This is a genomic window from Thermocaproicibacter melissae (assembly GCF_024498295.1).
Classification (GTDB): Bacteria; Bacillota; Clostridia; order Oscillospirales; family Acutalibacteraceae; genus Thermocaproicibacter; species Thermocaproicibacter melissae.
This window is the reverse complement of record NZ_CP101827.1, coordinates 776,949-802,266: the sequence shown is the minus strand read 5'-3', so window position 1 is coordinate 802,266 and position 25,318 is coordinate 776,949. Positions and strand designations below refer to the sequence as shown.

The following is a 25,318-nucleotide window of genomic DNA, read 5'->3' as shown; positions in this document are numbered from 1 at the left end:
GCATGCGTCCGGTTCTTTCCGGACGCATCTTTTTTTGTGGAGGAAGATGAAATGCGCGTGACCATAACAAGCAGGAAAAATGAGCTCGTCAAAGAGTTTCAGCACCTTTCTTCTTCGTCATCGTATCGGAAAGAGAAGAAAAAATTTCCTTTGGAAGGTGCACGCCTATGTTCGGACGCTGCTGAAAGCGGGTTAGAGACTGTTTCTCTCCTCTACACGGAAGAGGCAGAGATAAAATACAGTCAATATCTTTCAATCATCCGTAAAACGAACCCGAATGAATATCTCATTTCACAGTCAGTTGCGCAGGCTCTTTCCGAAACAAAGAATCCTCAAGGTGTATTCAGCATTTGCGCACGACCCGCTGAAAGGGAAGACATTCCGTCTGCGGCATCTGGGCAACATTTTCTGATGCTCGAAAACATTCAGGACCCTGCAAATCTCGGTGCGATGCTTCGCACAGCGGAAGCGGTAGGAATCAAAGGCGTCGTTCTTTCAGGTGATTGCTGCGATGTTTTCTCACCCAAGGCGCTTCGTGCTGGGATGGGTGCGGCATTTCGACTTCCGGTCTTCATTTTAAAAAATGGGCCGGAAACGATTGAACGCCTGAATAAGGCTGGCTTTCAGACTTTAGCTGCGGTGCCGGATTCTACTGCAATTCCAATTACAAAACTTGATTTCTCTGTCCCTACCGTTGCGGTCATCGGAAATGAAGGAAACGGACTGACGCAGGAGACAATTCATGCTTGTTCGGAACGCGTAACAATCCCAATGCAAGGCAGGGCAGAATCGCTGAACGCTGCTGCTTCGGCTGCAATCATTATGTGGGAAATGATGCGCGGAACGGAGGCGGTCAAAAATGAGCGAAATTGATCCGCGCGCGTATTGGCTTTGGCTTCAACATGCACTCGGCGCTGGAAGCTCCAAGCAGAACAGAATCCTTGCTTCTTACCCGTCACTTCAAGTCTTTTATCAAGAAGGCAAAGAATCATGGCTTTTGGAGGGCTATTTTACCCCAAAGGAATTGCATGCGCTGGAAACGTGGTCGGTTGAGCAGGCGCAAGCTCTGCTCGATTACTGCGAGAAGCTGGGGCAGACCGTAATCACGCCGGACGATGCGGAATATCCTGATTTATTGCGGGAGATTCCCAATCCTCCCTGTGCATTATTTGTAAAGGGAAAATTGCCGGATTTTTCGCATAGACTCTCCATTTCAATTGTAGGAACACGAAAGGCCACGGCGACCGGCCGAGGTGCAGCAAGGAGCATTGCTTTTGAACTTGCCAAAAAAGGCGTCATAATTGTCAGCGGCGGTGCACTCGGAATTGATACCGCGGCGCACCAAGGAGCACTTCAGGCCGGCGGAACAACAGTTTGTGTGCTTGGATGTGGTATAGATGCGGAATATCTGATGGTGAACGCTTCCATGAGAGACGCGATAGCGCTTCACGGAGCACTTGTTTCGGAATATCCTCCGCAGACGCAGCCAATCAGCTCGAATTTTCCAATCCGGAACAGAATTATTGCCGGCCTTTCCGTCGGAACACTCGTCGTGGAAGCCGCGGCTAGAAGCGGTTCGCTGATTACTGCGGATTTTGCGCTTGATCAGGGCAGAGATGTATTCGCAGTTCCAGCTGATATTTTCAGCCCTGTTTCGCAAGGTGTAAACAATCTGATTAAATCCGGGGCAAAGCCGGTCAGTTGTGCGGAAGATATTCTGGAAGAGTATTCTGAACTTTTTCCAGAAAAAATATATCTTGACGGCGGCAAAACAAATGATATGATAAAAGATAACGGTATGATTCCAAAGAAGCAGGAAAACGTAAATTATTTGCAGGAACCTGCTGATATTTCCGATGATGCAAAAACTGTATTCCGCTTCTTGGAAAAACAGCCTGTGCATATTGAAGTTCTGCAAGAAAAGACAAAAATGAATACCTCCCGCATACTAGCAGCGATTACGGAACTAGAACTTTCCGGCGCTGTAAAAACATATTCTGGCGGGAGATACAGTCTTCCATAATCGAAAACAAAACTATGAGGTGGTTACTTGTCTAAACTTGTTATTGTAGAATCACCTGCCAAGGCAAAAACAATTCAAAAGTATCTTGGCCCCGGTTACGATGTAATAGCATCCATGGGCCATGTGCGTGATCTGCCGGAGAATCGTCTCAGTGTTGATGTAAAAAACAATTTCAAGCCGAAATATGACATTATAAAGGGAAAAGAGAAGCTGGTTGAAAAGCTCAAAGACAAAGCGGAAAAGAGCGATGGCGTGCTCCTCGCAACGGACCCTGACCGGGAAGGAGAGGCGATTTCGTGGCATCTAGCTTATCTTTTGGGCTTGAGCACGGAAGAAAAGAACAGAATAACCTTTAACGAAATCACAAAAAGCGGAATTAAGGAAGGCATGGAACATCCGCGCACCATCGACCAGAATCTCGTGAATGCTCAGCAGGCAAGGCGAATTTTGGACCGTCTTGTCGGCTATAAGCTTAGCCCGTTCCTTTCTCAAAAAATCCGCCATGGCCTTTCGGCAGGCCGTGTTCAATCTGTTGCGGTGCGTCTTATCGTAGACCGTGAAGAGGAAATCCGTGCGTTTGTTCCGGAGGAATATTGGTCGATTGAAGCCAAATTTTCTCCGAAGGGCTCTCGTAAAGTTTTCGTGGCTTCTCTTTACGGCGACGAAAACGGCAAGATAAAAATTGAAAACAAAGAGCAGTCTGACCGCATTTTAAGCGAACTGCAGGATGCGGAATATGTGGTAACAAACGTGAAAAAGGGAACCAGAAGAAAATCTCCGGTTCCTCCGTTCACCACTTCAACCATGCAGCAGGAAGCATCCCGCAAGCTCGGCTTTCAGGCACGCAGAACCATGAAAGTCGCGCAGGAACTTTACGAAGGCGTGGAAATTGCTGGCATGGGCGCAATCGGTTTGATTACTTATATGAGAACCGACTCACTTCGTGTCTCAGAAGAAGCAATTCAGGCTGCGGCTGATTTTATTAAAGAAACATGGGGCGAGAAGTACCTTCCGGATACTCCGCGCCACTATAAATCCAGAGCCAACGCACAGGACGGACACGAAGCGATTCGTCCGACCATGCCAAGTCTCACACCGGACAAAGTTAAGGACAGTCTTTCATCCGACCAGTATAAACTCTATAAGCTTATCTGGGAGCGTTTTATCGCAAGCCAGATGGCAAACTGCATTCAAAACACCGTGCAGGCTACCATTCAGGCAAAAAATTATATCTTTAAGGCATCTGGATACACTGTAAAGTTTGATGGCTTTACAACCTTGTATGAAGAATCAGCAGATGAAGCTAAAAAGGACGAAGGCACATTACCGGAACTGGAAAATGGCATGCCCCTGAAGCTGAAAGAAATCGCGGGTAATCAGCATTTTACTCAGCCGCCGCCGCGTTACACCGAAGCTTCTTTGATTAAAGCGCTTGAAGAAAACGGAATCGGACGCCCGTCGACGTATGCTGTCATAATCTCTACCATAACAGCAAGAGAATATGTCGTTCGGGAAGGAAAGGCTTTGAAGCCCACAGAGCTCGGCGAAGCTGTCGTGAAGCTTATGAAGGAACGCTTCCCGAAAATCGTCAATGTCAAGTTCACTGCACAGGTTGAGAGTGATCTGGACGATGTCCAGAGCGGAAAAACCGACTGGGTGGAGGAACTGAAGAACTTCTACGGAGATTTTGACGCTACTCTGAAGGCTGCTAAAGAGGCCATGAAGGGTGTCAAAATTCAGTTGAAAGAAGACGTGACCGACGTCATCTGTGAAAAATGCGGCCGTCACATGGTCATTAAAACCAGCCGTTACGGGAAATTTCTTGCTTGTCCGGGATACCCGGAGTGCAAAAACGTCAAGAAATATGTTGAGACCAACGGCGCAGAATGTCCGAAATGCGGCGGGAAAGTCGTTATTAAACGCACCAAGAAAGGCCGCATATTTTACGGCTGCTCCAATTACCCACAATGCGATTTTGTCTCTTGGGACGAGCCGTCAAAGGAGAAGTGCCCACGCTGTGGCAAAACCCTTCTGAAAAAGAAAGGAAAGAAACCGAAGTATTACTGCATTACCCCGGGTTGCGGTTATGAAAAAACGGAGGAAGAATGAGTATTTTGGTCGCGGGTGCCGGTCTTGCCGGGTGTGAAGCCGCCTGGCAGATTGCACAGCATGGAATTCAAACCGAGCTTTATGAAATGAAGCCTGCCAAATTCTCTCCCGCTCATAAAAATCCGAATTTTGCTGAACTTGTTTGTTCCAATTCGCTAAAAGCAGAGCGAGTGGAGAGTGCGGCAGGTCTGCTGAAAGAGGAGATGCGCCGCCTCGGTTCTTTACTCGTGCCGTGCGCGTATGACTGCCGTGTGCCGGCCGGCGGTGCACTTGCTGTTGATAGAAATGCTTTTGCGCAGAAAGTAACAGAGAAAATCCGCAGTCACCCATTGATTCACGTCCACACGGAAGAACTTGTCAACATTCCGAAGGATGGAATCGTAATCATTGCAACTGGTCCGCTTACATCGGACGCCCTTGCTGACGAGATTTTCAAATTGTGCGGAGGAAGTCTCAGCTTTTTTGACGCTGCGGCACCCATCGTCTCCGCAGAAAGCCTTAATATGGAACGAATTTTCTCCGCCTCACGCTATGGGCGTGGCGAGGATGACGCTTATCTGAACTGCCCAATGAATAAAGAGGAGTACGAAGCTTTTTATCAGGAGCTGATTCACGCGGAGCGCGCCCCGATTCACGGGTTTGACAACGCAGACCCAAAGGTTTACGAGGGGTGTATGCCTGTTGAGGTCATGGCAGCCCGCGGAAAAGACACCCTTCGCTTCGGACCGATGAAGCCTGTCGGCTTGCGCGATCCGCGTACAGGCCACCGGCCATGGGCCGTTCTGCAGCTCCGCAAAGAAAATGCTGAGGGAACACTCTATAACATGGTCGGTTTTCAAACAAATCTGAAATTTGGTGAACAGAAGCGCGTCTTTGGCATGATACCCGGTTTGGAGCATGCAGAATTTATGCGGTATGGCGTGATGCATCGCAATACATTTTTGAATTCTCCAACCGTACTTTCTCCGGATTTCAGCATGAAAGAAAATCGAAATCTGTTTTTTGCAGGCCAGATTACAGGCGTTGAAGGATATATGGAGTCTGCGGCCTCCGGACTGCTCGCAGGCATAAATGCTGTTCGGCGTTTCAGGGGGAAGGAATCATTGGTTCTCCCAGAAACGACTATGATGGGTGCACTAAGTAGGTATGTAGCTTACGGCGGAGAAGGACCGTTCCAGCCAATGGGTGCGAATTTCGGCATCCTGCCGTCGCTTGAAAAGCCAATTCGTGATAAACGTGAGCGTTATGCTGCCCTTGCACAAAGAGCATTAGCCGACCTTGAAAAAACCATAGATTCTTTGGATACCTAAAAGGCAATTAACCGAAAGTTGTGGTTGATTGAATATAACGTGGAGATGGTACAATGAAGATTATTGTCGATGCATTCGGGGGAGATCATGCACCGCTCGAAATTATGAAGGGGTGCGCCGATGCAGTTAAAGGACTTGGCATTGATATCATGCTTGTCGGTCGCGAACAGGAAATTCGGCGAGTAGCTTCCGAAAACAACATCTCTCTGGACCACATGGAGATTGCGGATGCACCGGATGTCATCACCATGGAAGACAGCGCCGGCGAAATCATGAAGTCTAAGGCCAATTGTTCTATGGCAGAGGGCCTTCGCAGACTGGTTGCAGGGGAAGGCGACGCTTTTGTTTCCGGAGGAAACAGCGGGGCGCTTGTGGTTGGCGCATCCCTCATCGTTAAGCGAATCCACGGGGTAAAAAGAATAGCATTTGCTCCCATTATCCCCAACGAAAAAGGCTTTTTCATGTTAATCGACTGCGGTGCGAATGTCGACTGCAAGCCAGAAATGCTCCAACAGTTCGGAATCATGGGCTCCATCTATATGGAAAAAGTAATGGGGATTAAAAATCCGCGCGTTGCATTGGCTAACATCGGTACGGAAGATCACAAGGGCGGCAAGCTGCAGCATGAAGCATTTGCGCTTTTGAAAAATTCCGGTCTTAATTTCATCGGCAATATTGAGGCACGAGATATTCCAGTCGACGCCGGCGACGTTATTGTAGCGGATGGATTCACAGGAAATGTAATTCTCAAAACCTATGAAGGCGTGGCTTTGATGCTTCTTGGAAAACTCAAGCAGGTATTTATGCAGAGCCCCAAAAACAAGATTGCCGCTGCACTTGTTATGAAAGACATGAAGCAACTAAAGAAGAATTTTGATTATAATGAATACGGCGGAGCTCCTTTGATGGGGTGTGTTAAGCCGGTTTTCAAAATGCACGGAAGTTCAAAGGCAAAAACGGTATTTAATGCTTTGCGCTTAACCAAAGCTTATGTAGAGGGCCATGTAGCAGAAGAAATTGCAGCCTCCGTCGAAAAATACGGAATGACGGAAGCTGACACCAAAAAAGAAGGTGATTAAATCAATATGGAGCGATTACCTATGAAAGAACTGGAAGAAAAGCTTCAGTATCATTTCAAGAATCCCCAGTATCTCAAAACCGCGCTCACCCATTCTTCCTATGCAAACGAGTATCGTGTTCCGGAAGGGAGCAACGAACGGCTGGAGTTTCTGGGGGACGCGGTTTTGGGAGCAATCGTTGCCGATTATCTTTTTAAGAATTTCCCCAAGCTTCCAGAGGGGGAGCTGACAAAAAGGCGTGCAGCTCTTGTGTGTGAAAAAGCGTGTTGTGGGTTTTCAAAAGAAATCGGCCTTGGCAAATACCTGTTGCTGAGCCATGGAGAACAGAATTCCGGAGGACGTTCCAGACCCTCCATCCTCGCGGATGCCTTTGAAGCGGTAACGGCCGCCATATATTTAGACGGCGGCATTGAGGCTGCACGAACCTTTGTACTTCGTTATGTTCTGCCGCTCCTGCGCCAAGGAAGACCAAAGGCGATGAAAGATTATAAAACCGCTCTTCAGGAGATTGTCCAAAAGAATCCGGAAGATCATTTGGAGTATGTCCTGACGGGCGAAAGCGGTCCCGACCATGAAAAACATTTTCTCGTTGAAGTGCGTCTTGACGGCAATACTATGGGAAAAGGTGGGGGCCGTAGCAAAAAAGAAGCGGAGCAGCAGGCAGCGCGTGAGGCACTGAAGCTGATGGGATATTGAAACACGCTAATGTAGCTATTTTCGTGCCGAACAACGGCTGCCCGCACATGTGCAGCTTTTGTTCCCAACGAAGCATCACCGGCAAGGCTGTGCAGCCTTCGGCAAAAGACGTTTCTGCAGCGGCTGAAACCGCGCTGCGTTCACTTGGCAGTGAAGCGCCAAACGCGGAGATCGCGTTTTTTGGAGGGAGCTTTACTGCAATTGAGCGAAGCTATATGCTGTCGCTTTTACAGGCCGCCGAACCGTATATTCGTTCGGGCGCATTTCGCGGAATCCGCCTTTCTACTCGGCCAGATGCAATCAATGACGAGATTCTTTCGCTACTGAAGCAATATGGGGTTACAACCATTGAACTTGGTGCGCAGAGCATGGACAATGAAGTCCTTCGTGCAAATCAGCGCGGGCATACGGCAGAACAGGTGGTTGCAGCTTCAAAATTGATTCATTCTTACGGCTTTTCGCTTGGTCTTCAAATGATGACCGGTCTTCGGGGAGATACAGACGAAAAGTCTAAGAAAACAGCAGAACAGTTTGCCGACCTAGCTCCGGATTGTGTGCGGATTTACCCGACTATTGTCCTTCGCGGCACCGAACTGGGCGAAGCTTACCGAAAGGGCGACTATCAGCCTCAGTCCTTGGAAAGTGCAGTAGAACTTTGCGCATACCTTTTGGATTACTTTGAAGAAAAGAATATTCCTGTCATTCGCCTAGGCCTGCATGCAACTCCTGAGTTAAAGCGAGATATGCTTGCAGGTCCGTGGCACCCTGCCTTTCGTGAGCTATGTGAAAGCCGCCGCTTTTTGAACAAGATCAAAGCCGGGTTGCAGGGGCAAAATATTCAGAAAGGCAAAATATCCATTGCGGTGAATCCTGCGTGTATTTCGCAGGCCGTCGGCCAGAAAAAAGAAAATCTGCATCAGCTTGAAAAACTTGGCTACTCAGTCCGCATCGTACCGGACGTTTCTGTGAAGCGGGGATGCTTCAAATTCATCTGATACGGAGGAACCGATTTGCTTCTAAAATCATTGGAACTTCAGGGATTTAAAACATTTCCGGATAAGACAACTCTGAGTTTTCATAACGGGATTACAGCCGTAGTCGGTCCAAACGGCAGCGGAAAAAGCAATATCAGCGACGCTGTGCGTTGGGTGCTCGGCGAACAGTCTGTCCGTACGCTCCGCTGCACAAAGATGGAGGATGTAATTTTCAGCGGAACGCCGGGCAGAAAACCGCTCGGTTTTGCCGAGGTTACACTGAATATTGAGAATAAAAACCGAGAGTTGCCTTATGATTCGGATTTGGTTTCTGTCACACGGCGCTATTATCGTTCCGGCGACAGTGAGTACCGAATCAATAATGTTCAAGTTCGCCTGAAAGATATCAATGAACTGTTCATGGATACCGGTCTTGGACGTGACGGATATTCCATCATCGGTCAGGGAAAAATTGACAGCATTGTTTCGGCCCGCAGCGAAGACAGACGTGTAATTTTTGAGGAAGCGGCGGGAATCTCGCGTTTTCGCTACCGCAAAGAGGAGTCTGAGCACAGGCTGGCTCAGGCAGAAGAAAACCTGACTCGCCTTCACGATATTTTGTCGGAACTGGAAAGCAGAATCGGCCCTCTGAAAGAGCAGTGTGAAAAGGCAAAAAAATATCTTGCGCTTGCAGACGAGAAAAAACAACTTGAAATCGGCCTTTGGCTTGTTACGCTGGAGCATTCCGGCCGTGTCCTTCGTGAGCAGGAAGATAAAATCCTGATTGCAAAAAATCAATATGACGCAGCAGAGCGGGGAATACAGGAACTGGAACAGCAGATTGAAGAGACCTTTCAGGCTGCGAATGCTTGTGCAGCTAAAATTGATGAAATTCGGAATCGCTGTGCCTCTCTGGATGAAGAGGCCGCACGAAAGGACAGCGAGGTTTCTGTTCTGCGGAACGATATCCGCCATAATGAGGAAAATATCTTACGTCTGCAGAAGGAAATCGAGCAGAACAATGTTTCCGGCGGCAATCTTGAAAATGTCATCGCAGAGCGCCGCGAATTAATCCGGCAAAAGCAGGAGTACATAGCGAAAAAAGACGCTGAATTTGCGAACTGCACAAACGAACTTGAGAAGCTCCGTGGCGGAATGACGGAAACGGAAGACGTTATCGACCAGTTTTCCAAAAAAATCGCCGAATTGACGGCACAAGCAACCGAGGCAAAAGTAGCAGAGATGACGGCTGTTTCCGCAATTTCTGAAATCAGTCTCCGCATGAAAGCCATCCATAGCTCAATTGAAGAAAAAAATAAGCTCCTGAAACAAGCAGAAGCAGATGTAGAAAATGCAACCAAAAAACTGAATGAGGCTCAAGAACGCGCTACATCCGTGGCGAACACTGTAAACGGCTACAAAATGCGCCTAGAGGCAAGAATCCGCCGAAGAGATGCCGCAAAGCAGACAAGCGATTCTCTCCGCCTTGATCTTCAGGAGCAGCTGCGGCGGGCAAAACTGCTCGAAGACCTCGAACAAAACCTAGAAGGCTTTTCCAACAGTGTAAAAGCGGTCATGAAAGAATCAAAGCACGGCACTCTTCCGGGAATTCACGGGCCAATCTCCCGCTTGATTCATGTCCCGGAAGAGTACACGGTTGCAATGGAAACTGCGCTTGGCGCGGCAATGCAGAATATTGTTGTCAGCACCGAGCAGGACGCAAAACGGGCAATTGCTTTTTTGAAACACACAAATGCTGGGCGTGCGACGTTTTTGCCGGTTGAAACCATCCGCGGAAAAATTCTGCATGAAGACGGCCTTTCCAACACCCCTGGATTCATAGGAATTGCATCGCAGCTTTGTTCCTATGATTCGGTTTATCAGAATATCGTAGAATCCCTGCTGGGAAGAATTGTGATAGCGGAAGACCTTGACAGCGCGGTTTTGATCGCCAAAAAGTTTGGTTACCGGTTCCGCATTGTCACATTGGACGGGCAGGTCGTGAATACCGGAGGATCATTGACAGGCGGTTCTTTGGTGCGCAATTCCGGCCTTTTAAGCCGTGCCGCCGAGATTCAAAAAATTCGTGCGGAAGCTGAAAAGCTGAAAGCAAAAGCAGAAAAAGCGGCGGCAGAGGCCAAAGCCGCTTCGGAAGATGCTGCTTCGGCAGAAGCGGAACTCACTTCGGCGAAAGCAGAACTTGCATCGGCTCAGGAAGAATGTGTGAGAATGGACGCGGAACGCAGCCGAGCTCAGGACAACCTCCTTTCTCTGAAAAATGACATTGATGCTTTGCAGAAAGAGGCAGTTTCGGCACAGGAACGCTTGACTTCACAGGAAAAAGCACGCGACGAAGAGCGGAAAAAAGCCGAAGAACTGCTGAAACAAGTGGAAGAAATCAAGAACCGTCTTGCAGAGATTACCGGAAATCGAGACGAATTAAACCGCAAATGCGACGAGCTGACGGATACCATACGCCAAATCGAACTTGACCGTTTAGCTGCCCAAAAAGATGTTCAGTCGCTGGAAGATGCCATTCGCCAAGCGGAGGAGCTCGGTCGCAGCCACCAAGAAAAAATAGCAGAGTTAAACTCCGAAATCGAAAGAACAAAACAGGCAACATCAGAAATTGAGAAAAAGATTGCTGAACTATTAAAAGAAGCCGATAAGCTGCGGGAGACCTCGCGAAACGCTTCCCAAGAGATTGAGACGTTCAGCGCCAAACGCATGCAACTGGAACAGAAATCTGTTCAGCTTCGCGCAAAAGAAAGAGAAAAGTCTGAAGAAAAAGAGAAAATCGGGCATGACCTTGGGCTTCTTGAAGAGCGAAAAGCAAATCTTCAGAAGGAATATGACGATATTATTTCACAGCTCTGGGAAGAATACGAACTGACACGCCGTGAAGCCGAGGAACAGGTAAAGACTCCGATTCGAGATTTAGCAGGCGCAAAGAAACGCTTAATGGTGATTAAAGGTGAAATCAAGAACCTCGGTGCGGTAAATGTTGCGGCTGTGGAAGAATACAAAGAGGTCAGCGAGCGTTATGAGTTCTTAAAGGCGCAGATAGCGGATGTGGAAGAATCCCGCAACGAGCTGAGCCAGCTCATTAATAACCTGACTCGCCAGATGAAAGACTTGTTCTCCGCCCGCTTTGAACAGATTAACAGGAACTTCGGGCAGACGTTCCGTGAGCTGTTCGGCGGCGGAAGCGCAGGCTTGTCTCTTACCGATCCAACAGATGTTTTGAATTCCGGCATAGAAATAGCCGTGCAGCCGCCCGGCAAAATTGTGACGCATCTTGAGTCATTATCCGGCGGTGAGAAAGCTCTTGTTGCCATCGCTCTCTATTTCGCAATTATGAAAGTTAACCCGCCGCCGTTCTGCGTTCTCGACGAAATCGAGGCAGCGCTTGACGACGTAAATGTTACTCGTTTTGCTTCTTATCTGCGCAGAATGAACGACAAGACACAGTTTATTGTCATCACGCACCGTCGCGGGTGCATGGAGGAAGCAGACGTGCTGTACGGAGTCACGATGCAGGACGAGGGTGTTTCCAAGCTGCTTGAAATGCAGGTAAGTCAAGTCGAGGAGAAACTGGGTATTAAGGCTTAATTTAAAGGAGAAAACAGAATGGGAATTTTCGCAAAAATCAAAGACGGCTTAAAACGGACACGCGAAACCATGAGCGCCTCCGTTGCGTCTATGCTGAATTCCTTTACGCAAATTGATGAGGATTTGTTTGAAGAACTGGAAGAACTGCTGGTAATGGGGGATGTCGGCGTACCGACTGCGGAATACATCTGCGGTGAACTCCGCAAGCAGGTAAAAGAGCAGAGAGTAACCGATCCTTCCCAAATCAATGAAATGCTCCGCCAGATTATCGCGGATATGCTGCGCGGCGGGGAAGAATTGAAGCTCAGTACAAAGCCTTCTGTCATTCTCGTCATCGGCGTGAATGGCGTTGGCAAAACAACAACGGTTGGCAAGCTCGCCGCTATGTTCACAAAGCAGGGGAAGAAGGTCATTCTCAGCGCGGCGGATACATTCCGTGCCGCTGCTGTGGAACAGCTTGAAATCTGGGCTGAGCGTTCCGGAGCGGAAATCATCAGCCAGCCTCAAGGCAGCGACCCGGCTTCTGTCGTTTTTGACTCCATTGCGGCTGCAAAGGCACGCGGTGCGGACATCGTTATCTGCGATACGGCAGGGCGCCTCCATAACAAAAAGAATCTTATGGAGGAACTCGCGAAAATCAACCGTATTATCCAGCGCGAAGCGCCGGATGCCGACCGTGAGGTTCTGCTTGTTCTGGATGCTACGACCGGGCAGAACGCGATTAATCAGGCAAAAGAGTTTATGTCTGTAGCAGATATTACAGGTATTGTTCTCACGAAGCTGGACGGCACACCCCGCGGCGGCGTAGTCTTAGCAATCCGAAAAGAATTGGGGCTGCCAGTTAAATTTATCGGTGTAGGGGAACAGGTCGATGATTTGCAGCCCTTCGATGCCGACCAGTTTGCGGAGGCACTGTTTGAGAGGCAGGAAGAAACGTGAAATTAGTCGTTGCAACACATAACCGTAATAAGGTTCAAGAATTTCAGAGAATTCTTCAGCCGCTTTCGATCGAAGTCATTACGGCGGATCTCCCTGAAGTAGAAGAAAACGGAACAACATTTGCCGAAAACGCTTATTTGAAAGCTATCTCGGCATTTCACGCAACAGGAAAGGCAGCCGTCGCTGATGATTCCGGCTTGGAAGTGGATGCGCTCAACGGCGCCCCTGGGATTTATTCCGCGCGGTATGCAGGCGAAAATGCGACGAATGAGCAGAGAATCGCGAAACTGCTTGATGCTCTGAAAGATGTTCCGGAGGAAAAAAGGACAGCTAGGTTTGTCTGTGCCATTTGCTGCATTTTGCCGAATGGCGATATTATCACCGCCCGCGGGGAGTGTCCCGGAAAAATAGCTTTTGAAGCCCGCGGAAACGGCGGCTTTGGTTACGACCCGGTTTTCCTCGTTGGAGAGAAAACTTTTGCCGAACTAAGTGCCGAGGAAAAGGACAAAATCAGTCATCGCGGAAAAGCGCTCCGCGTTTTTGCGGAAGAGCTCAGAAAATATAAGGAGAATTCTCATGCTGAACAGTAAACAAAGAGCATATCTTCGCTCACTTGCAAATTCAATTGATACGATTCTCATTGTCGGAAAAGGCGGCATCAACGCCGAGGTTATTCGTCAGGCAGATGATGCGCTGACGGCAAGAGAACTGATTAAGGGCAAAGTCCTTGAAACGTCGCCGGTGAACGCGCCCGAAGCTGCAGACCAAATAGCCGCTGAAACTTCTTCGGATTCTGTGCAGGTGATTGGTTCAAAATTCGTCCTTTACCGCAGAAATGATAAGGATCCCAAAATTATACTTCCCAAAGAGCGGAAAAAGTAATATGATAAATAAGAACCCTTTTCATGGGGAAAGAAAAATGAAAATCATCATTTTCGGTGGAACGTTTAATCCGATTCACAATGGTCACATTCATTTAGCAAAGTGTTTTGCGGACATTCTTCAGGCTGACCGTGTCATTCTGATTCCCACCAACGTTCCACCCCATAAGCGAGCACCGGACTTGGCAGATGCGGAAGATCGGCTCAACATGTGCCGTCTCGCCGCGGAAGCCGACAAACGGTTTTGTGTCAGCGATATTGAAATCGCGCGGGGAGGACAAAGTTACACCTCCGAGACTCTTACCGAGTTGCATCGGCAGTACCCAGATGCTGAGTTATACCTCATAACGGGCGAAGATATGTTTTTAACGCTTGAAGAGTGGCACGACCCGCAGGTCATCTATCAGCTTGCGACGATTTGTGCGGCCCCCCGCAGCCCGAAAGGTACCGGAGCGTTGCTAGAATACGCAAAAAAAATTGAACGCAACGGCGCAAAAACAAGAATTGAGGATATCCCCTATTACCCGATTTCATCAACAATGATTCGGGAGGCTGTGAAAGCCGGGAAAAGCATTTCTTCGCTTGTTCCTGCAGCCGTTGAGCGATATATTCGTGAAAAGAAACTGTACTTGGGAGAAATGAGTACAAAATGAACTTTGAAGAATACAAGGCTGTCATCAAGCCGTTCCTAAGTGAAAAGAGATATCACCATTCTATATGCGTTTCGGAAGCCGCTGTGGAGCTTGCGAAAAAGTACGGAGCCGATCCGCTCAAAGCGCAGACGGCGGGAATCCTTCACGATATTATGAAGGATATTCCTCCGGAACAGCAGCTTGAAAAAATGAAACAATATGGCATCAAACTCACAGAAATTGAGCTTGCGGCGCCCAAACTGTGGCACGCCATTTTGGGGACAGAATATATCAAAAAAGAGCTTCACATAGAAGACACGGAAATCCTGAATGCGGTTCGTTATCACACAACCGGGCGCAAAAATATGACGTCGCTTGAGCGTGTGTTATTTATGGCGGATTTTATTTCTGCGGACCGCGATTATCCGGGTGTAGAGGAATTGCGTCAAGCAGCGCAAAAGGATATGGATACTGCGTTGTTGGAGGGCCTGAGCTATACGATTGCAGACCTTGCCAATAACAAAAAACCGATTCATCCGGACACATTAGAGGCATACAACCAGATTGCATTGATTATGAAAGATAAATAACTCACAGAAAGGAATGCATCTATGACTGCGTTTGAGATTGCGAAACAGGCAGTAAAGATTCTCGACAGCAAAAAAGCAGAAGAAATTAAGATGATTAAGATTGCAGATATTTCTGTTTTGGCAGATTATTTTGTCATCGCAACCGGCACAAGCAGCACGCACGTGAATTCTTTGGCCGATGAGGTAGAATTTAAACTCGAAGAGCTTGGAATCCAAGTCAGGCATAAAGAAGGGTACCACTCCAATTCATGGATTCTTCTGGATTACGGCAACGTTGTGGTTCATGTGTTTACTCCGGAGTCACGCAGTTTCTATGATTTGGACCGGCTATGGCGCGATGGCGAAAACATCGACATTTCAGAATTTCTGAAGTAATTTGAAATGCCGGAATCGTTTCCGGCATTTTTAATAAAAGTCGAATCAAAAATAGGGGCGAATAAAATGAAGTATGATCCGAAACAGATAGAAAAGAAATGGCAGGATGAATGGGAAAAAACAGGCGTTTTCCATGCTTCCAATGATTACTCGAAACCGAAATATTACGCGCTGATTGAGTTCCCGTATCCCTCGGGACAAGGCTTGCACGTCGGGCATCCGCGTTCCTACACGGCAATGGATATTATTGCACGCAAACGCCGCATGCAGGGCTACAATGTTCTGTATCCGATTGGCTGGGATGCATTTGGCCTGCCAACTGAGAATTATGCAATTAAAAATCATATTCACCCCTCAGTTGTTACCAAACAAAACATTGCGCGTTTTAAAAAGCAACTTAAGTCACTCGGCATTTCGTTTGACTGGTCGCGCGAAATCAATACAACTGACCCGGAATACTACAAATGGACACAGTGGATTTTCCTGCAGTTATTCAAACACGGCCTTGCCTATAAGAAGGAAATGGCCGTTAACTGGTGTACATCCTGCAAATGTGTTCTTGCAAACGAAGAGGTTGTCAACGGTGTCTGCGAGCGCTGCGGCAGCGAAGTCGTCCGGAAGGTAAAATCGCAGTGGATGCTGAAAATCACGGACTATGCGCAACGCCTTATTGATGATCTTGCTTTAGTCGATTACCCGGACCGTGTGAAAGCGCAGCAGAAAAACTGGATTGGCCGTTCAACCGGTGCCGAAGTTGATTTCTCTACAACAGCAGGGGACAAGCTTACCGTTTACACAACACGCCCGGATACACTTTACGGCGTAACCTACATGGTGCTTTCTCCGGAACATCCATATCTGGAAAAATGGAAAGACAAAATCAAGAATATTGAAGAGGTTCGCGCGTACCAGGCAGAAGCAGCGAAAAAGTCGGATTTCGAGAGGACCGAACTTGTAAAGGATAAAACCGGCGTTCGGCTCGAAGGAGTCAACGGAATTAACCCGGTAAACGGAAAGGAAATTCCGATTTTCATTTCCGACTATGTTCTTGTTACCTATGGAACAGGCGCTATTATGGCTGTTCCGGCACACGATACCCGTGACTGGGAATTTGCCAAGAAATTCGGCCTCCCGATTATTGAAGTTGTCAAAGGCGGAAATGTACAGGAAGAGGCCTTTACAGACTGCAACACCGGAATTATGGTGAATTCCGGTATCCTAGACGGACTCACAGTAGAAGAAGCTAAGAAGAAGATTATTGAATATCTGACGGAAAAGGGAATCGGAAGGCCGAAGGTCAACTACAAACTGCGCGACTGGGTTTTCTCCCGCCAGCGTTATTGGGGCGAACCGATTCCGATTGTAATCTGCCCCAAGTGCGGTTATGTGCCGGTTCCTGAGAGCGAACTTCCTCTCCGTTTGCCGGATGTAGAATCGTACGAGCCCACCGATAACGGAGAATCGCCGCTGGCGCACATGACAGACTGGGTCAACACAACTTGCCCGCACTGCGGAGGTCCCGCAAAGCGTGAAACGGATACCATGCCTCAGTGGGCCGGTTCTTCTTGGTATTTCCTCCGTTACATGGATCCTCACAACAACGAAAAGTTTGCCGACGAGAAAGCGATCAAATACTGGTCTCCTGTGGATTGGTACAACGGCGGCATGGAGCACACGACTCTACACCTGCTTTATAGCCGCTTCTGGCATAAGTTCCTTTACGACATCGGCGTTGTACCGACTCCGGAACCGTATCAGAAACGCACCAGTCATGGAATGATTCTCGGTGAAAACGGGGAGAAGATGAGCAAATCCCGCGGCAATGTCATCAACCCGGACGAAATTGTCAACGAATATGGCGCCGATACCATGCGCCTCTATGAAATGTTCATCGGCGACTTTGAGAAAGCCGCTCCCTGGAGCACACACGGAATCAAAGGCTGCCGCCGCTTCATCGAGCGCTACTGGAACCTGCAGGATATCCTCTGCGACGGCGAAGAAATTCGTGAAGAGCTCCAGATTCCGTTCAACAAGGCCATTAAAAAGGTCGGAGAAGACGTCGAGAACCTAAAATTCAACACGGCGATTGCTACGCTGATGTCACTGATTAACGACATCACGGCTGTCGGAAGCATTACGCGCGGAGAGCTCCGTATTTTCACCGTTCTGCTGAACCTCTTTGCCCCGCATGTCTGCGAGGAGGTTTGGTCTGTGCAGAACCTTGGCAGCGGCATGGTTTGCCAGCAGCCTTGGCCGAAATACGATGAGTCGAAGTGCGCCGATGCGACCATCGAGATCGCCGTTCAGGTTAACGGCAAGGTTCGTGCTCGTCTCACGCTGCCTTCAGACGTAACGAAAGAACAGGCACTTAATGAAGCGAAGACAAACGACAGAATTTCTCAGGTAATTGCCGGAAAAAATATTGTAAAAGAGATTTATGTACCCGGTAAACTTGTTAACTTGGTTGTAAAATAACTGCAACGGTTAAGGCCGCTTCCGAATGGAAGCGGCCTTTTTAGCAGTATACAGGCCGGCCTGCGTTCATAAATGAAAAAGGGCTTTCCGCTGTAACAAGCGAAAAGCCCTTTCCTAATATTCAAGCGTAATGTGCCACAGGGGTCAATCATAACCGAAAAACATGTCCCATATATATAAAGCAGTTAAAGCTTCTGCCCACAATGCGGACAGAAACGACTGCCCGGCGGTACCGCAGTACCACAGAAGGGACAATAATGCGATGCGCGCCTTGCCAGCCGGAATATTTTTTCAGGGTTTACTTCTGCGTTCGGGTCGTGCTCCAGCCGTTTTCCTTCTTCTCTGCTGATTTCGTAAACGGAGCCGCAGTTTGGGCAGGAGATAAAATAACGTTTCCCGAATCGAAACATGGGAATAAAAAAGAAAATAAACCGCTGACTTGCACAAGTGACAACCGCCATGGCATCTTTGATTCCACAGCAGGGGAAATATCGGCACTTCCGAGGGCCCAAATCTCGGGTGTCGCTCGTTATCGCAAAGAAGAAGAACATGAAATCACCTCACGAATATGACTGAAAGGAAGAAAAGAATGGTTATCCGTCTGTTGCGCAGACATGTTATTTTGGCATGTGTTATTATCCTTGCCGCTGTTATTGCAACAACTATGCTTGTAAATCTCAGTAAAGAACAAAAGAGTGTGTCAAGTTCAAATGCTTTACAGATTAACAGCGAATCGCCGATGGAAAGCGCCGCATCCAATTCTTCCGCCGTACAGACCTCCGGTTCCGTTGAAATGCGCGCTGTATGGGTTCCATACCTAAGTCTCAATATGAGCAACGAAACAGACAAAAGCGAACAGGCATTCCATAAAAAGTTCGATTCTATCGTCAGCACAGCCAAATCTTGCGGGATGAATACACTCATTGTTCAGGTAAGGCCGTTCGGCGATGCTTTTTACCAATCTGATTATTTTCCATGGAGCCATCTATTAACGGGAAAGCAAGGTGTTTCACCCGGATATGACCCACTAAAGTACATGGTTGAAGCAAGTCATAAGGCTGGGTTAAAAATCCACGCGTGGGTGAATCCACTGCGCATTCAGACGTCTGGTACGCCATCAATCTTATCGGAAAATAATCCATATTACAAATTCAGAAGCGATAACGCAAAATCCGATTATGTGTTAGATTTTCAGAACGGAGCGTATTACAATCCGGCTTATCAAGAAGTGCGCCAGCTTGTCGCTGACGGGGTAAAAGAAATCGTGCAGAAATATGACGTAGATGGGGTACAGTTCGACGATTATTTTTACCCGACGCAGGAGGCGCCCTTTGACCAGAAATCATACACTGCGTATTGTAATAATGCAAAAAAATCTGGGACGCCGCTTTCACTTGGAGATTGGCGCAGAGCAAACATCAGCGCACTTGTATCTCTTGTTTACCGAGAAGTCAAATCTGCCAATCCGAAGGTGGAGTTTGGAATTGCCCCTCAGGGCAATATAGAAAACGACATGAATATGGGCGCCGATGTCTATTCTTGGTGTGCATCGAAGGGATATGTTGATTATATCTGCCCACAGCTTTATTACAATTTCCAGAATCCTACGCTTCCGTTTAATACCGCAGCCGATAACTGGAAAAATATCGTGAAGAACAAAAATATAAAGTTATATTTTGGCTTGGCAATCTACAAAGCGGGTTCAGACGCCGACAGCGGTACATGGAAAACATCTTCGACCATCATCGCAAATCAGATTAAATATGGGCGCGATTCTAAATGCGATGGGTTCATGTTCTATTCGTGCGATTACCTTACGAGCGATCAGGCTAAGCAAGAGGTACAGAACGTCATTAAACTGCTGAATTAATTATGCCAGTTCACCGACGCAGTAATCCTTTTCTGCCTTTTTTATCGTGACAAACCGGATTTTCCCGGAAAGATTCGTTTTCGATGATGCCCGAACCGGAGTATAGTTTTCGGTATATCCCTCGTAAACGCCGTCTTCACATTCACGCTCAAATAGCACCGGCTCCACTTTGGCAATTTGCTGTTCAAAGAAGGCATGGCGCGTTTCGGCAGCGGCAGCAATCATTCTTTTGCTGCGTTCCTCACCAACCTGCGGCGGAACTTGGTTTGCAGCTTTTGCTGCCGGTGTGCCCGGGCGTCGTGAGTAGATAAAGACATGCACTTTTGCAAAGCCGATCTCTTTTTCAAAAGCAAGAGATTCGGAAAATTCTTCTTCTGTTTCACCCGGGAAACCGACCATAATGTCGGTTGTAATGGCGGCGTTTGGAAATACAGATCTGAGATTTTGAACAATTGTGCGGTACTCGTCTGGAGTGTAGTGCCGATTCATGCGCTTCAAAGTGGCGGCACATCCGCTTTGAAGGGAAAGGTGAAACTGCGGGCAGAGCTTTTTCTGTTTGCTCAGGCGCTGAATTACCTCCGGGCCAAGCTGCTCCGGTTCTAAGGAACCGAGTCGGACACGCTCAATTCCTTCCTGTGCACAGGCGGCTTCAACCGCATCGCAGAGAGAAAGGCCAAGTTCCTGACCGTAAGCGGAGAGATTGATTCCGGTCAGCACCACTTCACGGTATCCGTTTGCGGCAATTTGCCTCAGTTCGTGTTTGAGGTCTTCTAATGGTTTGGAACGCACACGGCCGCGTGCATAGGGAATAATGCAGTAAGAACAGAATCGGTTGCAGCCGTCCTCAATTTTTACAAACGCACGCGTTCTTTCGTAGAAGTTATCTACCTCAATTGATTCAAACTTATTTCCGTGAGGAGTAATGTCGATTACGCGCTGACGTGAATTGAGGAATTTTTGTACATCGGACAAAAGAGCGGAGCGGTTAGAATTTCCAAGGACCACATCTGCTTCGGTCAGACTTTCCGATACTTCCGGGAAAGCCTGCGGCATACATCCGGTCAGAACGATTACTGCATTTGGATTTTCGCGACGAGCATGACGCAGTGCCTGACGCACCTTGCGGTCGCTCACGGCGGTAACTGTGCAGGAATTGACAACGATAAGATCGCTTTGGGCATGATCATCGCATGCCGTAAAGCCTGCGCGCAGCAAATCGGCCAGCATTGCCTGAGATTCGTACTGGTTAACCTTACAACCAAGGGTAATAAAGGATACTTTCATTTGTTCACCTTACATAAAACTAAATAGATTATTTTACAAATAAATCATATCTATGGTCATGTTGTACATTGACCGATGGAGAAAAAACGGGTATGCTTTGGTTATGATAACAGATCATGTGTTTCATGGAGGGCACTGTTTATGTTTACGTCTACCATCGTTTTATCCAATATTGAAGCGGTCAAGAAGTTCGTAACTCTTACAAACAACTACAATTTTCCGATTAACCTCACTACAGATAAGTATAAAATCGACGCAAAATCCATTATGGGTATTTTTAGCCTCGATTTGTCCAAGCCTATTCAGATTGAAGTGGATGACAGCGAAGCGGATAAAGAAAGTGCGAAGGAATTTATTCAGCAGTTGGCTCAGTTCCAACCAGCTTTCGTAACAAAGGAAGTGCAATAAACAAACACCTAATCCGGCCGGTGCCGGATTTTTTTATGCCTGTTCATACTTTTGTGCCAGTACGCTCCATCGTTGAAACAAAGATTCATTCTCTTCTTTCAATTTGGCAAGTTCGTTAGAAATCTCCAATGCTTTTTCATAATCACAAGCAATGTCTGGCTCTGAGAGTTGTTGCTCCAGCTGGCTGATTGCGTTTTCTTTTTCTTCAATTTCTTTCTCAATCCGACGAAGCTCAGCTTTTTCTCTGCGAGCAATGGCCTCAAGCTCTTTTCGCCTTTGGTAATCGTTTTTTCGTTCCGATTTTTCCGGTTTTTCAGCTTCCGCAACTGTCTGTTTGCTTATTTGTTCAAGGTATTCGTCATAACCGCCGTTGAATAGTTTTGTTCCATCCGGTGAAAGGTAATAGATTTTGTCAGCCAGACGGTTGATGAGATAGCGGTCGTGAGAGACAATCAGCAGTGTGCCTTCATAATCGGAAAGGGCATTCTCAAGCGCTTCGCAGGAAGAAATATCAAGATGGTTGGTAGGTTCGTCAAGCAATAGAAAATTGTTTTGGGAAAGCATCAGGCGCAAGAGAAGAATTCTGGCTCTTTCGCCGCCGCTTAGTGCGGAAACCGGTTTGAAAACGTCCTCTCCTCGGAACAAGAAAACAGCAAGAGCCGAACGAACTTCGGTTTCCGTCATTCTGGGGTAGTAGTCCCAAACTTCATCAATAACGGTTTTATCTTGGCGCAAACCCGTTTGAAGCTGGTCGTAATATCCGACATCAACTCCCACACCAAAACGGAAGGAACCCTCCGTCGCGTGGTTAACACCGAGGAGTACTTTTAGAAACGAAGTTTTGCCGCAGCCGTTTGGCCCAAGCAGAAAAACACGCTCACCGCGATGAATCTCCATGTTGGCGTGCTGAAACAACTTGACATTTCCAAAAGAAAGCGCGAGGTCTTTTACACTGAGTACGTCGTTGCCGCTGCATCGCCTGATACCAAAATGAAAGCGGAGAGAGGCATTTTCTTTTTCCGGCTTCTCAAGGGTTTCTTCCAGCCTTTCGATTACCTTCCTTTTACTGGCTATGGTCTTATAATTCCGCTCCTGATTCCAGCGGCGCTGCTGTTCGATAATTCCGTTAATTCTTTGTATTTCTTTTTGTGTACGGTCATATTTTCTCGTTAGTGCCAAATCTAGCTCTTCACGCTGCTTGAGGTAGGCTGAATAGTTGCCCTTAAAAGTTTTGAGGTGATGATTCTTTAGCTCGAAAGTCCGGTTTGTCGTCCTGTCAAGAAAATACCGGTCATGCGAGATGATAATGTAGGAGCCTTCAAAGGAGCGCAGAAAATCTTCCAGCCACTCTACCGAGGAAATATCCAGATGGTTCGTAGGCTCGTCGAGAAGAAGAAGATTCGCTCCGGAAAGCAACAATTTTGCCAACTGAAGTTTTGCTCTCTGGCCGCCACTCAACACACCGACGGGGGAGTGAATCTGCTCTTCTGAAAAACCAAGCCCCTTCAAAGCAGAATTTGTTCTGCTGCGGAATGTTAAGCCTCCGCTGAGATTATATTGATCGGTCAGCCAAGCTTGTCTTTCAATTAGCTTGTCCTGATTTTCCGGTTTTTTCAGGAGCAGTTTTGAAATCTGTTCCAGTTCGGCCTCCATCTCCATCAAAGGTTGAAAGACCGTCAAGACCTCATCAAAAGAGGTGCGCTCCAGATTTTTGCAGACATGTTGCTCCATATAGCCAAGCTTTGTTTTGCCAGCAACATTCAATTCGCCGCTATCTGGAGACATTGCATCCGTCAGAATTTTCAACAAAGTGGTTTTGCCGCAGCCATTGCTACCGATAAGACCAATTCGGTCTCCTTCACGTACCTCAAAGGATATGTTTTCAAGAATAACTTCCGTTCCGAAAGATTTGCAAATGCCGCCTGCACTCAGCAGTGCCATGAAAAGTTACTCCTATCTTTATGTAAATCTGGCGCTGTTTTTCATACTATTATAACATCGGCGCTTCCGTTATAATAGCATAACGGAACAGCGCCTGTTTGTCAAGTATAATACCTTTACAGAAAACGCTTCAGCCTGTCAATATTCTGCTCTTCCGCAGCAATATATTCTTCCGCAATCTTTCTGGTCTTGGTATCACAGTCCGGCGCATGGTTCAGTACTTTTGTCATACCGATAATTCCCATGTTGGCTCCTTGAATCATCATTTCTGCTACGTGCTGAGGAGTATTGCGCAAAAATAACTCTGCTTTGACTGCGCCGGTAAGCATAGCCTGCATGTCTTTCCGAACGCCTTTCGGCTCTTCATTCTGCTGCTTGAGCAACGCACGAGATTTTTCCATTAAGTTGATATATCTTTCATCGTGACGCTTAATCTGCGAACTAAGGCTGCGGTTGCGCAAGTGAGGTATCACAATTTCTGAGGCTTCCATGCCTAATTTTGAAATTTTGTACAGCTCGTTTAGCACTTTTGAACGATCCGGATTCTTATGCATGATCATTACCTCCTTTCCAAGACCTCATCCTTCAGTGTTTCCAACGGCTATCGCAATTAGAAGCGGGAATGTCTGCCTTCAAAATTGGCGGCATAAACTAGACAATTGCACGATGGTCGAATATAATTAATCGGGGTGATTGAATGAAAGCTGGCATTTCCACAGCGTGCCTTTATCCCATGCTGCTTGAAAATTCCTTTTCGGAATTGATTTCACTTGGTTTTCGCCATTATGAAGTGTTTTTCAATACCGTGAGCGAATTGCGGGAAGAATTTCTTCACAAGTTAAAAGAAGCAGCAGATTCAAGCGGCAGCACGATTTGTTCCGTTCACCCCTTCACATCCGGCTTTGAAAATTTTCTTCTCTTTTCCGGCTATGAGAGAAGATACCGTGACGGCTTGGAATTCTATAAAAAATATTTCCATGCCTGCAATGTGCTCGGTGCAAAAATTCTTGTGCTCCATGGGCGAAAAAAAGACCGGCCGGATATTTCGGAAGAGATGTTTTTTGAGCGTTATCTGGGACTTTATGAACTCGGCAAAGAATTCGGCGTGACAGTTGCACAGGAGAATGTAAATCTATTTTGCAGCGACGACCCGTCTCTGATTCGGAAAATGCGAAAAGCCTGCGGCGAAAACTGTGCTTTCGTTTTGGACGTAAAACAAGCTGTTCGCGGCGGAACCGACCCTTTCGTTATGTGTGAAGCGATGGGGGAACAGATTTGCCATGTCCATCTCAATGACAACAGCCCGGAATCCGATTGTCTGCTTCCGGGGTTCGGCAAAATGGATTATGAACGGCTTTTTCGATGTCTAAGAAAAAATGGCTATGACGGCAGTGTCATGATTGAAGTGTACCGAAAATCGTTCGGTGATTTCACAGAGTTGCTGCAAGCGAAAAAAACAGTCGAAAAATTGTGTAGGAACTCATAATACCAAACAATTTACTCTTGCCGACGTACTAGAATTATGGTATAATTTACTAAATTTCAGGAAGGGATGAGGCTAATGAAGTGCCCATATTGCGGATATGGCGAAAGTAAGGTTATCGATTCCCGCCCTACCGACGAAGGGGCGAGAATACGAAGGCGCCGTGAATGCCTGAAATGTTCCAAGCGCTTCACAACCTATGAGGTCATTGAAACGATTCCGATTGTGGTTATCAAAAAGGACAAGTCTCGTGAAACTTTCGACAGAAGCAAATTGATGAATGGGTTGCTCCGTGCTTGTGAAAAGCGGCCGGTATCCCTCGAAACCCTTGAGAAAATTGTCGACGAAATTGAAAATATGCTTCAAAATTCCCTCGATCGGGAAGTTCCGTCCAGCTTAATCGGCAAATATGCCATGGAAAAGCTGAAAGAAGTGGACGAGGTTGCATATGTACGTTTCGCTTCGGTATATCGGCAGTTCAAGGATATCAATTCTTTTATGGAAGAATTGAGTAAAATGATGAAAATGAAAAAATAAATGCGTACACGGTAAGCGCAGCGCTTTAGCCGCCAGTTTCAGGCGGCTGTTTTTCTGCCAATATGAGTATCCTGTAAATTTTCGGGAAATTTATTGCCAA

Annotated in this window: 23 protein-coding genes; 19 read left to right on the top strand and 4 right to left on the bottom strand. The window is 47.3% G+C overall.

The genetic code is table 11. The features are described 5' to 3' along the window. Positions 1-51: 51 nt before the first annotated feature. The 15 genes from NOG13_RS04030 to leuS all read left to right on the top strand — a co-directional run bounded on the left by NOG13_RS04030 (position 52) and on the right by leuS (position 17,695). Positions 52-873 (top strand): TrmH family RNA methyltransferase, encoded by an 822-nt coding sequence (locus NOG13_RS04030; protein ID WP_283110993.1) that lies wholly within the window; start codon positions 52-54, stop codon positions 871-873. Then, entirely contained in the window at positions 860-2,023 is a 1,164-nt protein-coding gene (dprA, locus tag NOG13_RS04025) for a DNA-processing protein DprA (RefSeq protein WP_283110992.1), read from the top strand. Before NOG13_RS04030 ends, dprA begins: the two co-directional genes overlap by 14 nt. 27 nt (positions 2,024-2,050) lie before the next feature. Beyond that, positions 2,051-4,132: a type I DNA topoisomerase gene (gene topA, locus NOG13_RS04020; protein ID WP_283110991.1), complete on the top strand. Its 2,082-nt coding sequence runs from the start codon at positions 2,051-2,053 to the stop codon at positions 4,130-4,132. Further along, positions 4,129-5,442, top strand: a complete 1,314-nt coding sequence (gene trmFO, locus NOG13_RS04015) for a methylenetetrahydrofolate--tRNA-(uracil(54)-C(5))-methyltransferase (FADH(2)-oxidizing) TrmFO (RefSeq protein ID WP_283110990.1) — start codon at positions 4,129-4,131, stop codon at positions 5,440-5,442. The genes topA and trmFO overlap by 4 nt, the downstream gene beginning before the upstream one ends. Before the next feature lie 53 nt (positions 5,443-5,495). Continuing rightward, complete coding sequence (gene plsX, locus NOG13_RS04010; RefSeq protein WP_283110989.1) at positions 5,496-6,521, top strand: phosphate acyltransferase PlsX; 1,026 nt, start codon at positions 5,496-5,498, stop codon at positions 6,519-6,521. A gap of 21 nt (positions 6,522-6,542) precedes the next feature. Further along, positions 6,543-7,217 (top strand): ribonuclease III, encoded by a 675-nt coding sequence (gene rnc, locus NOG13_RS04005; protein ID WP_283110988.1) that lies wholly within the window; start codon positions 6,543-6,545, stop codon positions 7,215-7,217. Further along, the gene (locus NOG13_RS04000; RefSeq protein WP_283110987.1) at positions 7,214-8,212 is read left to right on the top strand and encodes an elongator complex protein 3; all 999 of its coding nucleotides are present in this window, start codon (positions 7,214-7,216) and stop codon (positions 8,210-8,212) included. Before rnc ends, NOG13_RS04000 begins: the two co-directional genes overlap by 4 nt. Before the next feature lie 15 nt (positions 8,213-8,227). Then, positions 8,228-11,803: a chromosome segregation protein SMC gene (gene smc / locus NOG13_RS03995; RefSeq protein ID WP_283110986.1), complete on the top strand. Its 3,576-nt coding sequence runs from the start codon at positions 8,228-8,230 to the stop codon at positions 11,801-11,803. Between the two features lie 18 nt (positions 11,804-11,821). Further along, complete coding sequence (gene ftsY, locus NOG13_RS03990) at positions 11,822-12,742, top strand: signal recognition particle-docking protein FtsY (protein ID WP_283110985.1); 921 nt, start codon at positions 11,822-11,824, stop codon at positions 12,740-12,742. Then, the gene (locus NOG13_RS03985) at positions 12,739-13,332 is read left to right on the top strand and encodes an XTP/dITP diphosphatase (protein ID WP_283110984.1); all 594 of its coding nucleotides are present in this window, start codon (positions 12,739-12,741) and stop codon (positions 13,330-13,332) included. Before ftsY ends, NOG13_RS03985 begins: the two co-directional genes overlap by 4 nt. Further along, on the top strand, positions 13,319-13,624 hold the full coding sequence (locus NOG13_RS03980) for a YhbY family RNA-binding protein (protein WP_283110983.1): 306 nt from the start codon (positions 13,319-13,321) through the stop codon (positions 13,622-13,624). The genes NOG13_RS03985 and NOG13_RS03980 overlap by 14 nt, the downstream gene beginning before the upstream one ends. 37 nt (positions 13,625-13,661) lie before the next feature. Beyond that, positions 13,662-14,276, top strand: coding sequence for a nicotinate (nicotinamide) nucleotide adenylyltransferase (nadD, locus tag NOG13_RS03975; protein ID WP_283110982.1), 615 nt, complete (start codon positions 13,662-13,664; stop codon positions 14,274-14,276). Next, on the top strand, positions 14,273-14,845 hold the full coding sequence (gene yqeK / locus NOG13_RS03970; RefSeq protein ID WP_283110981.1) for a bis(5'-nucleosyl)-tetraphosphatase (symmetrical) YqeK: 573 nt from the start codon (positions 14,273-14,275) through the stop codon (positions 14,843-14,845). Before nadD ends, yqeK begins: the two co-directional genes overlap by 4 nt. A 21-nt stretch (positions 14,846-14,866) precedes the next feature. Beyond that, on the top strand, positions 14,867-15,220 hold the full coding sequence (gene rsfS / locus NOG13_RS03965; protein ID WP_283110980.1) for a ribosome silencing factor: 354 nt from the start codon (positions 14,867-14,869) through the stop codon (positions 15,218-15,220). A gap of 66 nt (positions 15,221-15,286) precedes the next feature. Then, positions 15,287-17,695, top strand: a complete 2,409-nt coding sequence (leuS, locus tag NOG13_RS03960) for a leucine--tRNA ligase (protein WP_283110979.1) — start codon at positions 15,287-15,289, stop codon at positions 17,693-17,695. 185 nt (positions 17,696-17,880) lie between these two features. Here leuS and NOG13_RS09500 read toward each other — a convergent pair whose 3' ends face one another. Then, positions 17,881-18,246 (bottom strand): zinc ribbon domain-containing protein, encoded by a 366-nt coding sequence (locus NOG13_RS09500; protein ID WP_428849327.1) that lies wholly within the window; start codon positions 18,244-18,246, stop codon positions 17,881-17,883. Between the two features lie 38 nt (positions 18,247-18,284). Between NOG13_RS09500 and NOG13_RS03955 the strand changes: the two genes are divergently transcribed. Then, a complete protein-coding gene (locus tag NOG13_RS03955; protein ID WP_283110978.1) occupies positions 18,285-19,565 on the top strand; it encodes a glycoside hydrolase family 10-like protein in 1,281 nt (426 codons plus the stop codon). On the opposite strand, the gene mtaB is transcribed toward NOG13_RS03955, so the two are convergent. Continuing rightward, positions 19,566-20,849 (bottom strand): tRNA (N(6)-L-threonylcarbamoyladenosine(37)-C(2))-methylthiotransferase MtaB, encoded by a 1,284-nt coding sequence (gene mtaB / locus NOG13_RS03950; RefSeq protein ID WP_283110977.1) that lies wholly within the window; start codon positions 20,847-20,849, stop codon positions 19,566-19,568. Positions 20,850-20,990: 141 nt separating this feature from the next. Between mtaB and NOG13_RS03945 the strand changes: the two genes are divergently transcribed. Next, the gene (locus NOG13_RS03945; protein ID WP_283110976.1) at positions 20,991-21,257 is read left to right on the top strand and encodes an HPr family phosphocarrier protein; all 267 of its coding nucleotides are present in this window, start codon (positions 20,991-20,993) and stop codon (positions 21,255-21,257) included. A 33-nt stretch (positions 21,258-21,290) separates the two neighbouring features. Here the strand turns inward: NOG13_RS03945 and NOG13_RS03940 are convergent, their stop codons facing one another. Both NOG13_RS03940 and NOG13_RS03935 read right to left on the bottom strand, forming a co-directional pair. Beyond that, positions 21,291-23,198: an ABC-F family ATP-binding cassette domain-containing protein gene (locus tag NOG13_RS03940; protein WP_283110975.1), complete on the bottom strand. Its 1,908-nt coding sequence runs from the start codon at positions 23,196-23,198 to the stop codon at positions 21,291-21,293. 116 nt (positions 23,199-23,314) lie between these two features. Next, a complete protein-coding gene (locus tag NOG13_RS03935) occupies positions 23,315-23,752 on the bottom strand; it encodes a hypothetical protein (RefSeq protein WP_283110974.1) in 438 nt (145 codons plus the stop codon). 143 nt (positions 23,753-23,895) lie between these two features. Between NOG13_RS03935 and NOG13_RS03930 the strand changes: the two genes are divergently transcribed. Both NOG13_RS03930 and nrdR read left to right on the top strand, forming a co-directional pair. Next, positions 23,896-24,684: a sugar phosphate isomerase/epimerase family protein gene (locus tag NOG13_RS03930; RefSeq protein WP_283110973.1), complete on the top strand. Its 789-nt coding sequence runs from the start codon at positions 23,896-23,898 to the stop codon at positions 24,682-24,684. A gap of 75 nt (positions 24,685-24,759) precedes the next feature. Beyond that, positions 24,760-25,218, top strand: coding sequence for a transcriptional regulator NrdR (gene nrdR, locus NOG13_RS03925; protein WP_283110972.1), 459 nt, complete (start codon positions 24,760-24,762; stop codon positions 25,216-25,218). Positions 25,219-25,318 lie beyond the last annotated feature (100 nt).